The organism is Schaalia sp. 19OD2882 (genome assembly GCF_018986735.1).
GTDB lineage: Bacteria > Actinomycetota > Actinomycetes > Actinomycetales > Actinomycetaceae > Pauljensenia.
Window position 1 is genome coordinate 1410398 of the sequence record NZ_CP065521.1, and the last position, 16461, is coordinate 1426858.

The 16461-nt window shown below is 64.0% G+C and carries 9 protein-coding genes and 3 rRNA genes; all 12 read right to left on the reverse strand.

Annotated elements, in window-relative coordinates:
* Positions 1 to 331: 331 nt before the first annotated feature.
* Positions 332 to 449 (reverse strand): 5S ribosomal RNA (gene rrf, locus I6B53_RS06245).
* Positions 450 to 560: 111 nt separating this feature from the next.
* A 23S ribosomal RNA gene (locus I6B53_RS06250) occupies positions 561 to 3688 on the reverse strand.
* Positions 3689 to 3958: 270 nt separating this feature from the next.
* Positions 3959 to 5494: ribosomal RNA gene (locus I6B53_RS06255) — 16S ribosomal RNA — on the reverse strand.
* Together the 16S, 23S and 5S rRNA genes form the textbook arrangement of a ribosomal RNA operon.
* Positions 5495 to 5885: 391 nt before the next feature.
* Positions 5886 to 7148: a tyrosine--tRNA ligase gene (gene tyrS, locus I6B53_RS06260; protein ID WP_216763395.1), complete on the reverse strand. Its 1263-nt coding sequence runs from the start codon at positions 7146 to 7148 to the stop codon at positions 5886 to 5888.
* A 181-nt stretch (positions 7149 to 7329) separates the two neighbouring features.
* Complete coding sequence (locus I6B53_RS06265; RefSeq protein WP_216763397.1) at positions 7330 to 8031, reverse strand: N-acetylmannosamine-6-phosphate 2-epimerase; 702 nt, start codon at positions 8029 to 8031, stop codon at positions 7330 to 7332.
* Positions 8032 to 8128: 97 nt separating this feature from the next.
* Entirely contained in the window at positions 8129 to 9076 is a 948-nt protein-coding gene (locus I6B53_RS06270) for an ROK family protein (protein WP_216763398.1), read from the reverse strand.
* Positions 9073 to 9987, reverse strand: a complete 915-nt coding sequence (locus I6B53_RS06275) for a DUF4862 family protein (protein WP_216763400.1) — start codon at positions 9985 to 9987, stop codon at positions 9073 to 9075. The genes I6B53_RS06270 and I6B53_RS06275 overlap by 4 nt, the downstream gene beginning before the upstream one ends.
* 41 nt (positions 9988 to 10028) lie before the next feature.
* Positions 10029 to 10949: a dihydrodipicolinate synthase family protein gene (locus I6B53_RS06280; protein WP_216763401.1), complete on the reverse strand. Its 921-nt coding sequence runs from the start codon at positions 10947 to 10949 to the stop codon at positions 10029 to 10031.
* 20 nt (positions 10950 to 10969) lie between these two features.
* Positions 10970 to 11803, reverse strand: coding sequence for an ABC transporter ATP-binding protein (locus I6B53_RS06285; RefSeq protein ID WP_216763403.1), 834 nt, complete (start codon positions 11801 to 11803; stop codon positions 10970 to 10972).
* A complete protein-coding gene (locus tag I6B53_RS06290; RefSeq protein ID WP_216763405.1) occupies positions 11800 to 13797 on the reverse strand; it encodes a dipeptide/oligopeptide/nickel ABC transporter permease/ATP-binding protein in 1998 nt (665 codons plus the stop codon). The genes I6B53_RS06285 and I6B53_RS06290 overlap by 4 nt, the downstream gene beginning before the upstream one ends.
* A gap of 3 nt (positions 13798 to 13800) precedes the next feature.
* On the reverse strand, positions 13801 to 14757 hold the full coding sequence (locus tag I6B53_RS06295; protein WP_253953793.1) for an ABC transporter permease: 957 nt from the start codon (positions 14755 to 14757) through the stop codon (positions 13801 to 13803).
* 67 nt (positions 14758 to 14824) lie between these two features.
* Positions 14825 to 16414, reverse strand: coding sequence for an ABC transporter substrate-binding protein (locus I6B53_RS06300; protein WP_216763406.1), 1590 nt, complete (start codon positions 16412 to 16414; stop codon positions 14825 to 14827).
* Between the last annotated feature and the right edge of the window lie 47 nt (positions 16415 to 16461).

Genomic DNA, 16461 nt, shown 5'->3' on the forward strand with positions numbered 1-16461 from the left:
CTGGAATCCACCACGCCCCTCGTGCGAACGCCCGTCTGCGGAGCGTCCGTGCTGGTCCTTGCTCATGGTGTCATCCTCTATTCCTGCGCACCTGCGCTTGTCATACTGAGCCCCGTTGTCCTGGGGCCTCGGGATCGATGTCCCGGCGATCTTCGTTCAGATCCTACCGCGCGTCGACTCGGACTTGAGCCACGCAAGCGTCCCTTGTGGCGTTCGGCATGTTCCTGGCGGCTGGGTGTTTGTTCGTCTGTACCCGCCGTGGTGTTGTTGTGTGGGTGTGGTTGTGGGGGCCCGGAGCGTGTGCTCTGGGCCCCCATGTTGGGTGGTTGTGTTGCGGTGGTGTCCTACTCTCCCACATCCTGTCGGGTGCAGTACCATCGGCGCTGTGGGGCTTAGCTTCCGGGTTCGGAATGGGTGCCGGGCGTTTCCCCCACGCCATGACCGCCGCAATGGTGTCAACCGTGTTCCACGCCCCCTGGTGTTGGGGGGTGTGGGTTGGTCGTGGTTTGTACAGTGGTTGTGAGCGGTGTTGTCCCGTGTCCCCCCACCGGGGTGGGGGTGTTGTTTAGTGTTGGCCAATTAGTACCAGTCGGCTCGCGAGCACCTTGCGGTGCTTCCACCTCTGGCCTATCAACCCCATAGTCTGTGGGGGGCCTTCACAGGAACAGGGTTCCTGTTGGAAACCTCATCTTGGAGCAGGCTTCCCGCTTAGATGCTTTCAGCGGTTATCCCTTCCGAACGTAGCCAACCAGCCGTGCACCTGGCGGTACAACTGGCACACCAGAGGTTCGTCCATCCCGGTCCTCTCGTACTGGGGACAGATCTCCACAAGTTTCCTACGCGCACAGAGGATAGGGACCGAACTGTCTCACGACGTTCTGAACCCAGCTCGCGTACCGCTTTAATGGGCGAACAGCCCAACCCTTGGGACCAACTCCAGCCCCAGGATGCGACGAGCCGACATCGAGGTGCCAAACCATGCCGTCGATATGGACTCTTGGGCAAGATCAGCCTGTTATCCCCGGGGTACCTTTTATCCGTTGAGCGACCACGCACCCACGTGCCATGGCCGGATCACTAGTTCCTGCTTTCGCACCTGCTCGACCCGTCGGTCTCACAGTCAAGCTCCCTTGTGCACTTGCACTCGCCACCTGATTACCAACCAGGCTGAGGGAACCTTTGAGCGCCTCCGTTACTCTTTAGGAGGCAACCGCCCCAGTTAAACTACCCACCAGGCACTGTCCCCAACCCGGATCACGGGCCGAGGTTAGATGACCGCTTGAACCAGAATGGTATTTCAACGACGACTCCACCCCGGCTGGCGCCGGAGCTTCACAGTCTCCCACCTATCCTACACAAGCACAAGCGGACACCAATACCAAGCTGTAGTAAAGGTCCCGGGGTCTTTCCGTCCTTCTGCGCGAAACGAGCATCTTTACTCGTACTGCAATTTCGCCGAGTTCACGGTCGAGACAGCGGAGAAGTCGTTACGCCATTCGTGCAGGTCGGAACTTACCCGACAAGGAATTTCGCTACCTTAGGATGGTTATAGTTACCACCGCCGTTTACTGGGGCTTGAATTCAGACCTTCACACGCCGAAACGTGTTGAGTCTTCCTCTTGACCTTCCAGCACCGGGCAGGCGTCAGTGCGTATACATCGTCTTACGACTTCGCACGCACCTGTGTTTTTGATAAACAGTCGCTTCTCCCAATTCTCTGCGACCCCCCACCGCCGGCCCACGCGCTGGTGATGGACGGTTGGGGGTCCTCCTTCTCCCGAAGTTACGGAGGAATTTTGCCGAGTTCCTTGACCGTGATTCACTCGAACGCCTCGGTATACTCTACCTGACCACCTGAGTCGGTTTGGGGTACGGGCGGACACCACCCTCACGTCGAGGCTTTTCTAGACAGCATAGGATCACCACCAGTACCCCCAAGCGGGGTCCCCCATCAGGCCTCACCCACAAGCCTGCCGGATTTGCCTGGCAGACGGGCCACACCCTTGGACACGGTAAACCATCACCGCGCGGCAGCTACCTTCCTGCGTCACCCCTGTTAACACGCTTGCCTACACACCACCAGGATCCCACGACCCCACCACACCCCGCGTCCCGAAGGACACCAAGAGCACAGCGGAGCAGGTGGTTAGCACAATGGCTTCAACACTTGTCGGTTGGTGTCCGGTACCAGAATATCAACTGGTCATCCATCGACTACGCCTGTCGGCCTCGCCTTAGGACCCGACTAACCCAGGGCGGATGAACCTGGCCCTGGAACCCTTGGTCAATCGGCGCTGGGGATTCCCACCCCAGAATCGCTACTCATGCCTGCATTCTCACTCCCACACGCTCCACCCACCGTCACCAGCAGGCTTCACCGCACGCAGGACGCTCCCCTACCCACCCACACCACCACAGGCAACTACGCTGCCCAGGCGCCACGTGTGGGTGCCACAGCTTCGGCGGTACGCTTGAGCCCCGCTACATTGTCGGCGCAGAACCACTTGACCAGTGAGCTATTACGCACTCTTTCAAGGATGGCTGCTTCTAAGCCAACCTCCTGGTTGTCAACGCGATTCCACATCCTTTCCCACTTAGCGCACGCTTAGGGGCCTTAGCTGATGATCTGGGCTGTTTCCCTCTCGACGACGAAGCTTATCCCCCGCCGTCTCACTGCCATGCTCGACCTCACCGGCATTCGGAGTTTGGCTGACGTCAGTAACCCGCGAGGGCCCATCGGCCATCCAGTAGCTCTACCTCCGGAAGGCAACACACGACGCTGCACCTAAATGCATTTCGGGGAGAACCAGCTATCACGGAGTTTGATTGGCCTTTCACCCCTACCCACAGCTCATCCCCCAAGTTTTCAACCCTGGTGGGTTCGGTCCTCCACGACGTCTTACCATCGCTTCAACCTGGCCATGGGTAGATCACCCCGCTTCGGGTCCAGAACACGCGACACACGCCATATTTCAGACTCGCTTTCGCTACGCATACCCCACACGGGTTAAGCACGCCACGTGCCACTGACTCGCAGGCTCATTCTTCAAAAGGCACGCCATCACCCCACAAGGCTCTGACGGCTTACAGGCACCCGGTTTCAGGCACTATTTCACTCCCCTCCCGGGGTACTTTTCACCATTCCCTCACGGTACTATGCACTATCGGTCACCAAGTAGTATTCAGGCTTACCAGGTGGTCCTGGCAGATTCACACGAGATTTCACGAGTCCCGCACTACTCGGGCACCCAACCCACACCACACGCGCCACGTCCAGCTACACGACTGTCACGCACTACGGTCACCCATCCCAGAGTGTTCACCTCCACGACACGCGCAATGCCCGCCCCCGGCAGAAGACGGAACAGCTGAGCCCCACAACACCGCACACGCAACGCCCGCCGACTATCACACGCACACGGTTTAGCCATCCTCCGCTTTCGCTCGCCACTACTCACGGAATATCTTCTCCTACGGGTACTGAGATGTTTCACTTCCCCGCGTTCCCCCCACCACCCTATGAACTTCAGATGATGGTAACCAGGCACAACCCCGGCTGGGTTCCCCCATTCGGACACCCTCGGATCAACGCTCGCTCGCCAACTCCCCGAGGCATATCGCAGGCCGCAACGTCCTTCATCAGCTCTTGGTGCCAAGGCATCCACCGAATGCCCACAAAAACTAAACAAAACCACAGAACAAAAAGATGCTCACAACCACTATACAAAACACAAACAACCCACCACACGCCCACACGACCACCAACAGCAGCCCCACAAGCACGAGCACACACGCCCAACAGGTGTTGAACGTGAACCCGACAGCGTGTCCGCCCACCCATACCTGCAACCCAAACGCACCCACACCCACCACCACACAGGCAGCGACCAAGCATGAGCACAAGAAACCATCCCACACACAAACGCGCGCAGGACAGCCCCCAACACGGGCTCCCTAGAAAGGAGGTGATCCAGCCGCACCTTCCGGTACGGCTACCTTGTTACGACTTCGTCCCAATCGCCAATCCCACCTTCGACCACTCCCCCCAAACGGTTGGGCCATGAGCTTCGGGTGTTACCAACTTTCGTGACGTGACGGGCGGTGTGTACAAGGCCCGAGAACGTATTCACCGCAGCGTTGCTGATCTGCGATTACTAGCGACTCCACCTTCATGGGGTCGAGTTGCAGACCCCAATCCGAACTGAGACCGGCTTTAAGGGATTCGCTCCACCTCACAGTATCGCAACCCTCTGTACCAGCCATTGTAGCATGCGTGAAGCCCAAGACATAAGGGGCATGATGATTTGACGTCATCCCCACCTTCCTCCGAGTTAACCCCGGCAGTCCCCCACGAGTCCCCACCACAACGTGCTGGCAACATAGGGCAAGGGTTGCGCTCGTTGCGGGACTTAACCCAACATCTCACGACACGAGCTGACGACAACCATGCACCACCTGCACACCACCCCGAAGGCCACCACATCTCTGCAGTGTCGCGGTGCATGTCAAGCCTTGGTAAGGTTCTTCGCGTTGCATCGAATTAATCCGCATGCTCCGCCGCTTGTGCGGGCCCCCGTCAATTCCTTTGAGTTTTAGCCTTGCGGCCGTACTCCCCAGGCGGGGCACTTAAAGCGTTAGCTACGGCGCAGAAACCACGGGTGGCCCCCACACCTAGTGCCCAACGTTTACAGCATGGACTACCAGGGTATCTAATCCTGTTCGCTCCCCACGCTTTCGCTCCTCAGCGTCAGTAACGGCCCAGAGACCCGCCTTCGCCACCGGTGTTCCTCCTGATATCTGCGCATTCCACCGCTACACCAGGAATTCCAGTCTCCCCTACCGCACTCAAGCCAGCCCGTACCCACCGCACGCCCCCAGTTAAGCCAGAGGATTTCACGGCAGACGCGACAAGCCGCCTACAAGCCCTTTACGCCCAATAATTCCGGACAACGCTCGCGCCCTACGTATTACCGCGGCTGCTGGCACGTAGTTAGCCGGCGCTTCTTTACCCACTACCCTCAACTAGAACAAAAACTAGCCTTGACCATGGGCGAAAGAGGTTCACAACCCGAAGGCCTCCATCCCTCACGCGGCGTCGCTGCATCAGGCTTGCGCCCATTGTGCAAAATTCCCCACTGCTGCCTCCCGTAGGAGTCTGGGCCGTATCTCAGTCCCAATGTGACCGGTCACCCTCTCAGGCCGGTTACCCGTCAAAGCCTTGGTAAGCCATCACCCCACCAACAAGCTGATAGGCCGCGAGCCCATCCCCCACCAGAAAAAACCCTTTCCACCCCACCCCATGCGAGGCAAAGTGAATACCCGGTATTAGCAGCCGTTTCCGACCGTTATCCCAAAGAAGAGGGCAGGTTACTCACGTGTTACTCACCCGTTCGCCACTAACCACCCCAAGCAAGCTCAGAGCAGCCCGTTCGACTTGCATGTGTTAAGCACGCCGCCAGCGTTCGTCCTGAGCCAGGATCAAACTCTCCGAACAAAAACACTCGGAAAACCCCACCAACCAACCCCCCCAAAACAAGAAAGCCAGCCAACAGGAATCCCAACCAAAAAACAACTCAAAACAAAAAACAGGCATAAACAAACAAACACGCTATCGAGTTCACAAACAACAACCACACGGGCCCCTGCACCAGAGGTTTCAGAGCCGGGCGATGCGTCCCGGAGCGGAGTTCCGCTCTCGGCGACGGGATATAACTCTAGGACGCCTCGGCCAGGACTGTCAAGCCGAGTCGAGCGATGCGGGTCACATATGCCTTGTCCGTGCATCGTGCCCGATCACCAGCAGGATCAAGCCTTGACGTTCCCTGCATTCGACGTGACCTGGCCCCGCGTTCACGGAACCAGGTCAGCTCGACAGCCGCCGCCTCTCAGACGAGCTCGACGACGAACAAGGTGCGGCGTCCCTTTCGCACCAGTGCCAGTGAGCCGGCCAGAGCATCGGCCGCCCCGATCGGAGCATCCTCGTCGGTCACCTTGACATTGTTCAGGTAGGCCCCGCCGGACGCCACCGTGCGACGGGCGGCCCCGCGTCCCTTCTCGATCCCCGCATCGACCAAGGCGTCGACCACGGTTCCCTCCCCCAGCCTCACCGTGGCGCGGGGAAGATCAGCGACCGCCGCGGTCAGCGTGGCCTCGTCCAGCGCGCGCAAGTCACCGGAGCCCCACAGGGCCTGGGTCGCGGCCAAAACCCGTGAGAGCTGATCGGGTCCGTGGACCATGCGAGTCATCTCGGCCGCCAGAGCCTTCTGGGCGGCGCGCGCAAAGGGTCGCTCGGCGACCTCGACCTCAAGCTGTCCGATCTGCTCACGAGAAAGGAAGGTGAAGATCTTGAGGAAACGTACGACGTCCTCGTCCGCCACCTGCAGCCAGAACTGGTAGAAGGCGTAGGGGCTGAACATATCGGGATCCAGCCAGATCGCCCCGCCTTCGGACTTGCCGAACTTCGTGCCATCGGCCTTGGTGATGATCGGCGTGGTCATCACATGGGTGGAGGCGCCCTCGACCTTGCGGATCAGGTCCACGCCGCCGATCATGTTGCCCCACTGGTCGTTGCCGCCGGTTTCCAGCGTGCAGCCGTGACGGCGGAAGAGCTCCAGGTAGTCATTGGCCTGCAGCACCTGGTAGGAGAACTCCGTGTACGAGATCCCCTCGTCCGACGCCAGGCGCCGCGCGACGATGTCCTTGGCCAACATGGTGCCGATGCGGAAGTGTTTGCCGACTCCGCGCAGCAAGTCGATGGCGCTCATCTGGCTGGTCCAGTCCAGGTTGTTCACCATGACGGCGGCATTGTCGCCCTCGAAGGACAGGAAGTGCGAGATCTGTTCGCGCAGGCGCTCGGTCCACCCCGCCACGACCTCGGTGGGCTGCAGTTGACGTTCGCCTGACTGACGCGGGTCACCGATCTGGCCCGTGGCGCCGCCCACCAGCGCCAAGGGCCTGTGACCGGCCAGCTGCAAGTGGCGCATGACGAGCACCTGGACCAAGTGTCCGTGGTGCAGGGAGGGGGCTGTCGGGTCGAAGCCGCAATAGAAGGTGACCGGACCATTCGACAGGTGCTCACGCAAGGCATCGATGTCGGTGTGTTGGGCCAGGAGGCCGCGCCACTGGAGTTCGTCCAGGATGTCGGTCACAGGGGTGTCCTTCTCATGTGGGTCTCGTCTCGACGGTGCCGCACCTGTGGGCGGACCACGGCAAGTCTAGCGAGGGGCCGGGGAGCCCCGGCACCGGGCCGCATCCCGGGACCGATGCGCGCACCTCGTCGGCAGTCACGAGGGCGTGTCCCCAGCCCGGAGCGAGGGCCGCGCACCGCGGTCAGTGAGCGCCCGCAGGAGCCGGAGCTCCCGGTTCCACGGCGCTTCGGAACCATCCGGTGATCGTCAGCGGATGGGTGATGGCGGTGCCGACCACCACGGCCCAGGCACCCGCTTCGATGACGGCAGCGGCCTGCGCGGGCGTGTGCACACGGCCTTCGCAGATCACAGGGTGCTCCGGGAACTCGGCCACGGCTTCACGCAGGAATTCCAGGTCGGGTCCGTCGGTCTTCGCGCGCTCACCGGTGTATCCGGCAAGCGTCGTCGACAGGATGTCCGCTCCCGCGTCGGCGGCCATGCGCATGTCCTCGATCGACCCGCAGTCGGCCATGACCAGCGTGCCTTCCCCGTGCAAGGCGGCGACGACTTGGGCAAAGGTGAGTCCGTCGGGACGAGGGCGGCGCGTGGCGTCGATCGCGACGACATCCGCACCCGCCCACACGCACGAGCGTGCGTGACGCAGGGTCGGGGTGATGTAGACGCCCTCGTCGCCTTCCTTCCACAGGCCAATGACGGGCACCTTCACCTGGCCCTTGATGGCGGAAATGTCTGCAAGTCCTTGGCAGCGGATGGCTGCTGCGCCTCCCAGTTCGGCGGCCTTCGCCATCTGCGCCATGGTCTCCGGGTGGCGCATGGGCTCGCCCGGATAGGCCTGGCAGGAGACGATGAGTTTTCCCTTGAGTCCTTCGACGAGGGGATGCATGGGTGTCCTTACCTCCCGTATGAGTGTGTGTCGTGGTCCAAGTGCGCCCCGCCCCTCGAGGCGGGGCGCCACATGCCCGGCGTCGGGCGTGGTCCGTTCAGGTCGTCGAGACGTGTTCGCCCGGCACGGTGACGATGCCGGTACCGAGCGCCGCACCGAGCAGTGGGGCGTGACCGCCGAGTTCGCCCACGACGATGGGGGTTGCGGCCACAGGGTTCATTGCCTGGGCGGCGTATCCGCCGCGCACCGCCTGCCACCAGGTCCGTCCGGAACGGGTGACCGAGCCGGACAGGACGATGATCGCCGGGTCCAGGACATTCGCCAAGGCGCCGATGGTCTCACCCAGCGCCCGTCCTGCGGCTTCGACCACCCTCACGGCGGCGCTGTCCCCCGCTTCCGCGCGCTCGTCGACCGTGCGCCCGTCAACCTCTTCGGCGGTCAGGCGGAGGTACTCCCGGGCGATGCCCGTGCCGGAGGCGATGGGCTCCACGTGTCCGATGCGCCCGCAGGAGCATTTCCGACCTTCGGCCAGGACGTGCGGCAGGTGTCCGACGTGCCCGGCCACATTGTGGGCGCCGGTGTGGACGCGGCCGCCCTCGACCATGGCCCCACCGATGCCGGTGCCGATCCCCACGGCCAAGCAGGACGAGTGCCCCCGCCCGGCGCCGAGGAGATGTTCCCCGAGGGCGTGGGCCCACACGTCACCGAGGAGGTGCACAGGCAGGCCCGTGGCTTCCTGCAATGTCGGCCCAAGGGGGGTGCCTCCCCAGCCGGGCATGGTTCCTGTGGCGGAGGTGATCCACCCGGTGGCGGGGTCGGCCACTCCGGCCGATCCGATGCCGATGGCCATGACTCTGCCCGGCGCCCGTTCAAGCATCCCCGTGACGAGGTCGACGATGCTCGCAAGGACGGCTGCGCCTCCCCGCATGGCGTCGGTGGGCACCGAAGTTCCTCCCACGACGCGCGGCTCGCCGGAGACAGGCACGTGGCCGGCGGCGATCTTGGTCCCGCCGATGTCCAGGGCGAGGACGTAGTGCGTGGTCACTGCATCTCCTCACTGGCCCCTGCCAGGACGGCCCGGCGGATCCGCGTCACCGCAGCGACACGGTCCTCGACGTCCCATCCGGGCACGGCCTGGATCTTGGCCCCCACGTACTCGGGCTTCGCACCACTCAGAGCGCGGATGCTCTCCCCCACGGCGGCGGCGTCCATGGCGGATGCGGGCTCGTCCTCGTGCATGGGCAGGTGCAGGTCTTCCCACGCGGCGCCCAGTGCGCAGTCCCCGGGGCCGGCACCGGAGAACATGAGGCCGCGCAGGGCACCGCCCTCGACGACGGTGCGCACGTGCTCGGGGACCACACCCGCGCGTCGCTCCTCCAAGGCGCTGCGGCCCCAGTTGAGGCTGACGCCGGTACCCACCGTCGCGGCAACGGCGACTTCGTCCTCGACACTGAGGAACCCCTTCTGAGGTGCCTGTCCCGGGACCCAACGGTCACAGTGCTCGACGACGGGGGTGGCGCCCGACCAGTCCCAGCTGAGGATCTCACCGAGGGAGTCCTCGAAGGCGGCCGCCGAGGCGATCTCGCGCGGGGCGGAGTGGACATGGATCCAGCGGGCCACAGGGCCCCCCACGGCCTCGTTCAGACGGGAAAGTCCCTCGCGGAGTTCCCGCATGTCGGCCAGGGCCCGCCCTCGTCCTTGTGCCGAGGGCGAAGCCAGGCCGCGCTCCGGGTCCGGGCCCATACGGACCATGGTTCCGGGGATCGCGGTGATGACGCAGGAGTCCCAGTGCTTCGGGACCCAAGCTCCGAGAAGGTGGGCGCGCTCGTCAAGGTCCCCCGGCCAGGGGATCTCGATGCCGCGCACCCACTCCAGGTCCGCAAGTGCCCGGTACCAGGTGTCGCGTGGATCCGTCTCGGCGGCGTAGGCACCGACGACGAATGGTGTGGTGAGCACGTGGGTCTCCTTCGTCCCGTCAGATCCCAGGTCCTTCGCCCTCAGTCCAGCAGACCGTGGCGGCGCAGGACCTGGGCAATGGCCTCAAGGTTCTCGCCCTCCATGGTGATCGCAGGATCGGGCATGCGGTTGCTCTCGAAGACCCCCATGAGTTTCAGGGCCGCCTTGAAGGCACCGACGCCTGCCGAGAAGCCGGCAAGGCCCTTCGTGACGAAGAAGATGTCGCACAGTTCGGTCAGACGGTCCTGCTCCCGGCGCACTGCGGCCCAGTCGCCCGCCTGGTAGGCGTCCCACATGCGCACGTAGCCTGCCGGGTCGACATTGGCCAAGCCCGGGACGGAGCCGTGGGCTCCTCCCAAGTAGGCGCCGTCGACCACCATCTCGTGGCCCGTGAGCAGCGCCAGAGGCTCCCCCGCGGCACGATTGGCCAGCAGCAGACGGCGGAAAGCCACATCGTCACCCGAGGAGTCCTTGACGCCGGCCAGCACACCCTCACGCCCGAGGCGCACCAGCATGTCGGCCTCGAGTTTCGTGTGGACGCACACGGGGATGTCGTAGGCGAACACCGGCAAGGTCGTCGCCGCCGCGACCAGACGGAAGTGCCTCTCGACATTGGCCGCACCACCGAGGGCGTAGAAGGGAGCGGTGGCCACGACGGCGTCGCAGCCCACCTCCTCTGCCACGCGGACGTGCTCGATCACACGGGTGGTCTGCATGTCGATGACACCGGCCAGCACCGGAACGCGCCCGGCGACGACGCGCACGGTGGTTTCGAGGATCTCTCGGCGGCGAGCGTCGTCGCAGAAGACGACCTCACCGGAGGAGCCCAGGACGAACAAGCCGTGCACGCCTGCCACCAGTTGGCGTTCGACGTTGCGGGCGAATGAGGCCTCGTCGAAGGAGCCGTCCTCGTGCAGTGCGGTGACGACGGGAGGGACAACGCCAGTGATTTCGATGGACATGGGAAGTGTTCCTCAGTTCTTCACTTGCTCGGGTGCAGCAGCGAGGGTGCTGCGCCCAGGAGGGTTCGGGTGTAGTCGTCACTCGGGTCGGCCAGCACCTGCGCCGCCGAGCCGTGTTCGACGACCTTCCCCTTGTTCATGACGACGATCGTGTCGGAGACGTACCTGACGGTCTGGATGTCGTGGCTGATGAAGACCATCGCCAGGTCCAGTTCCTTCTTCAGGTCGGTGAGCAGGTTGAGGATCTGGGCGCGCACCGACACATCCAGTGCGGAGGTCGGCTCGTCCGCAATGATCGCCAACGGGTTCAACGACAGGGCACGGGCGATCGCCACTCGCTGGCGCTGACCTCCCGAAAGCTGCCCGGGGAGGGCGTCCAGCACGGAGGTCGGCAACCCGACCATCTGGATGAGGTCGCGCACACGCTTCGCCCGGCTCTTCGGCTCACCGATGCCGTGCACCTGAAGCGGGTCCATGAGCTGGTCACGCACCACCATGCGCGCGTTCAGGGCGGTCGCCGGGTCCTGGAAGACGACGGAGACGACTCGGCCGATCTCGCGCCGGTTGGCGGCTGTGCGGCGGGTCACCTCCTGGCCGTTGAAGAACACCTGGCCCTTCGTCGGGGACTGCAGGCCGCACATGACATTCGCAGTGGTCGACTTGCCGGAACCGGATTCGCCGACCAGGCCGATCGTCTCTCCCGGCATGAGGGCCAGGTTGACGTTCTGGACGGCGCGCACCTGGTTCGGCTTGAAGATCGAGCCGGTTCGGGTGCGGAAAGTGACATCCACGTCGCGCAGCTCGATGATCGGCGTCGAGCCCTTCGCCATCTGCCTGACGGTGTCGGTCGTCATCGGTCTGCTCCTTCGGCGGCGCCGGCCATGTGTGCCTCAAGGTCCGGCAGGCTGGCGTAACGGTGTCCGGGTGAGACCTCGACCATGGTCGGTCGGATGTCCTCCCCGTAGTCGGGGTGCGAGGAACGCGGCGCGAAGCGGTCGCCCTTGGGGAAGTCGCGCGGGCTGGGCACGGTACCGGGCACTTGGTGAAGGCGCTCCGCCCCGCCCTCGATCGACAGAACGGACCCCAGCAGGCCACGGGTGTACTCGTGACGGGGATCGGTGAGCAATTCCCGCATCGGAGCCTGCTCGACGACTTGTCCGGCGTACATGACGGTGACCGAATGGGCCACCTCGGCGACGAGGGCGAGGTCGTGGCTGACGAAGATCATGGCGAAGCCGAGCTTCTCACGCAGTTCATTGAGCAGTTCGATGACCTGCTTCTGGACGGTGACGTCCAGTGCGGTGGTCGGTTCGTCGGCGATGACGAGCTTCGGGTCGCGGGTCAGGGCCATGGCGATGAGGACCCGCTGGCGTTGTCCGCCCGAGAGCTCGTGCGGGTAGGACTCCAGCGTGCGTTTGGGGTCCAGTCCCACCAGTTCGAGAAGTTCCTCGGCGCTGCGCTTTCCACCGCGCTTGGTCAACTGCGCCATCTGCGAGCGGATGAGCATCGACGGGTTGAGGCTCGACAGCGCGTCCTGGTAGATCATGGCGATCTCGTTGCCGCGCAGGGCCAGACGTTCCTTCGTCGGCATCGTCAGCAGGTCCTTGCCCTGGTAGAACACCTCTCCGGTGATCTGCGCCTTCGGGTCCAGCAGTCCGATGATCGCCAAAGAGGTGATCGACTTGCCCGATCCGGACTCGCCGACCAGGCCCATCGTCTCGCCCGGGCGGACGGAGAAGGACACGTGGTCGATCACGTCGACGTCACCGTGACGTGGGAAGCGGATGCACAGGTCCTTGACTTCGAGCAGTGCCGGCTCGGAGGAGTCGAAGACCAGGCGGTCCGTGCGGGCGGCCTCGACCTCGCGCATGCGGGCCAGGGCCTCTTCCAGGCTCTCCGCCTGGGCGGCGTGGGCGGCCACCGGGTCCAGCAGAAGCCGGTCGGCTTCGCGGTCGCCCGAGGTCTGGTCCGGCGAGGGTGCCGCACCCTTGGGGGCGGCGACCATCGCATCGGTGATGCCCTCGGACAGGATGTTCAGGCAAAGGACGGTGATCATGATGGCAAGGCCCGGGAAGAGGGCCTGCCACCAGCGTCCGGCCAGAACACCTGCGCGGGCGTCGGACAGGATGTTGCCCCACGTGGGGGTCGGTTCCTGGATGCCGGCCTGGATGAAGGACAGGGAGGCTTCGAACACGATCGCATCAGCCACGAGGACGGTGGCGAAGACGAGGATCGGCGCAATGCAGTTGCGTGCCACATGCTTGACGAGGATCCACGGGGCCGAGGCGCCCGAGACGACGACCGCGTTGACGTAGTCCTCGCCGTACTCACTCATGATGTTCGCCCGAACCACGCGCGTGAGCTGAGGGATGTAGAGGAAGCCGATCGCCAGGATGATGACGACGAGGGAGTTGCCGAACACGGAGACGAAGACCGCGGCCAGGGCAATGCCCGGGAAGGACATGATGATGTCCATGATGCGCATGACGATCTCGGAGACCCACTTGCGCGACACAGCCGCGATCGAGCCGATGACGGCGCCGCACACGAGGGCGAAGGCCGTGGCCGACAGACCGATGATCAGCGAGTAGCGGGCACCGTGGATCATGCGTGACAGGACGTCGCGGCCCTTCTCGTCCGTGCCGAAGAGGTGGTCGCCTGTGGGCGCCTGGCGCGCGATGTCGATGGCCAGCGGGTCGTGCGGTGCGATGAGCGGCGCAAGGATGGCCATCAGCGCAATCAGGACGATCACGACAAGGGAGATGGTCGAACCCACCGAGAGGCGTCCGACCTTGAAGTGGACCTTGCCGGCGTTCGCCTCGAGTTTCTTCGTGAGATTGGGACGCATGTGTCACACCGTCCTGATTCGAGGGTTGATGAGGATGTACAGCATGTCGACGACGATGTTCACGACGACGAATGCGAGTGCCACGACCACGGTGACACCTTGGACGAGGGTCGGCTCGTTGTTCTGGACCCCTTGGAGGATGGCCATGCCCATGCCCGGCAGGTTGAAGATGACTTCGATGACGACTGCGCCACCCATGAGGTATCCGATTCGCAGACCGAGGACGGTCACCGGGGTGATGAGGGCGTTGCGCAGGACGTTGCGTGAGACGACCACGGCCTTGGGGACGCCCGCGCCGAGGGCGGTTCGCACGTAGTCCTTGTCGAGTTCTTCGACCATGGCGGTACGGATGACTCGGGTGAGGGACCCTGCCACCGGGACCCCCAGGGCGAAGGCCGGCATTGCCATGCGCAGCGCCCACGCCTGCGGGTCGACGGAGAACGGCACGAGTTTGCCCGAGGCGGGCAGCAGGTGCAGGTTCGCGGAGAACAGGAGGATCAACAGGACTGCGAGCCAGAAGGACGGGGTGGCGATGCAGGCGATGGAGAACACGCGGATCACCTGGTCGGGCCAGCGATCACGGTAGAGGGCGGCGACGATGCCGAGGATGACGGCCAGGACGACGGCGATGGCAAGACCCATGAAGGTCAGCTGCATGGTGATGGGGAAGGCCCCACCGACCTTTTCGGCCACGGAGGCGCGGTTGGCTCCGTAGGTGCCCAGGTCCCCACGCAAGAGTCCGGCCAGGAAGTCGAGGAATCGCACGAACCAGTGGCGGTCCAGACCGTATTCGGCGCGGTACTGGGCCAGTGCCTCCGGGGTCGCGCCCTCGCCCAGAGCATTCTGGGCCGGGTCGACCTTGGAGAACGACATGAGGAAGAAGACGAGGAATGTCACGCCGAACACCATGATCGGTAGTGCGACCAGGCGCCGGCCGATGAGACGCAGGAGATTGTTCACGGCGAAGACTCCAATGGATCCGGACGTGGACCGGGGGCGGGAACGAGTCCCGCCCCCGGTGCGGACGTCACTTGGTGTTGACGTCGATGAAGCTCAGGCCGGTCGTGGAGATCGGCTTGAAGCCGTCGAGCTGGTCGGCCATGTAGCCGGTGAGCACTTGACGGTGGAAGAGCGGGTAGAGCGGGACCTCGTCGGAGATGATGTCGAAGGCCTCGTTCCACTTGGCCTGCTGGGCGTCGCCGTCGGCCTGCAGGGCGGCATCCATGGCTGCGTGCAGCTTGGCGTAGGCCTCAGGAGCGGTCTCCTTCCAGTGGTTGCGAGCATTCGTCCACTTGTTGTCTCCGTACCACCAGCTCATGAGCAGGTCGGGGTCCTGACCGAAGGTCGAGGGGTCACCGGGAGCCAGGAAGACGTCGTTGAGGGTGCGCTTGTCACCATCGATGTCGTCGTACAGGGCGGAGGAGGCCAGCGACTTGATCTCGGCTTCGATGCCCACGGCCTTGAGGTCGTTCTGGATCTGCGGGGCCAGAGCAGCGATCCACGGGTGGTCGGTGGTGGCCAGGGTGAGCTTCAGGTTGGCCACACCCGCCTCCGCCAACAGGGCCTTGGCCTTGGCCGGGTCATGGGTGAAGACGTTCTTGGCCTTGTGGTAGTTCGGGTGGGTCTCGGGCAGGAAGGAGGTGGCCGGTGCCGCGTTGCCGCCCATGGCGTTGGCGATCAGCTTCTCGGTGTCGATCGCGTAGAGGAAGGCCTGACGGACCTTGGCGTTGTCGAAGGGCTTCTGCGCGGTGTTGAACATGAGGAAGGGCAGGTTGAAGCCCTGGACCTTCTCGACGGTCGCGCCGGCGGCCTCGAGCTGCGGGACGACGTCGGCGGGCACGTTCTCCATGACCTGGACGGTGCCCTCCTGCATGGCGGTGGTGCGCGCGGTGTCGTCCTTGATGATGGAGTACTCCATCTTCTCGGCCTTTGCCGGGTGGTCACCGTTGTAGTGCGGGTTCGGCACGAAGTGGATCATCTGCTCGTCGATGGACTCGTACATCCACGGGCCCGAGCCGATCGGCTTGGCCTTGGCCTGGTCCTCGGTCATCGAGGCGGGCAGGACGCGCACCAGGGACAGGCGGGCCTTGAACACGTTGGTCTTGAACTTCAGGGTGATGGTGACGGTGGTGTCGTCCTTGGCCTCCACCTTCTCGATGAAGGAGAGCATCGGCGCGTAGAGGGCACCTTCTTCAGTGTTGCGCTTGAAGGACTCGACGACGTCCTTGGCGGTGACCGGCGTGCCGTCGGAGAACTTGGCGTCCTTTCGCAGGGCGATCTCGTAGACCGTGTCGGAGACCTTGGTGGGCTCGTCGTCGGCTGCCAGCGCCTTGTAGGGCTGGAAGGTGACCATGTCGAGGTTGTACAGGCCCTCCATGACGTGGAGGTTGGTGCCGTTGGCAAGGGCGGAGCCCGCGTTGGTCGGGCTGTAGTTCTTCGTCTCGTAGGCGACTGCGGCCGTCAGGGTGCCTCCGGTGGCTCCCGAGCCGGACTGACCGCCACCGGCGGAACCTGACTGCCCTGCGGGCTGTGAGCCACCTCCGCAGGCGGTGAGAACAAGGGCAAGGGTGGCGGCTGCAGCTGCTGCTCCGGCCCACCTCTTGTTGTGGAAGCGCATGGCTTATCCTCTCCGTTGAGTGTCACACTGGCATCCTTCGGACGCCG

Coding starts and splice junctions, on each gene's coding strand:
- I6B53_RS06290 (WP_216763405.1), bottom strand. CDS start 13,797: ATGCGTCCCAATCTCACGAAGAAACTCGAGGCGAACGCCGGCAAGGTC.
- I6B53_RS06265 (WP_216763397.1), bottom strand. CDS start 8,031: ATGCATCCCCTCGTCGAAGGACTCAAGGGAAAACTCATCGTCTCCTGC.
- I6B53_RS06280 (WP_216763401.1), bottom strand. CDS start 10,949: ATGTCCATCGAAATCACTGGCGTTGTCCCTCCCGTCGTCACCGCACTG.
- I6B53_RS06285 (WP_216763403.1), bottom strand. CDS start 11,803: ATGACGACCGACACCGTCAGGCAGATGGCGAAGGGCTCGACGCCGATC.
- I6B53_RS06300 (WP_216763406.1), bottom strand. CDS start 16,414: ATGCGCTTCCACAACAAGAGGTGGGCCGGAGCAGCAGCTGCAGCCGCC.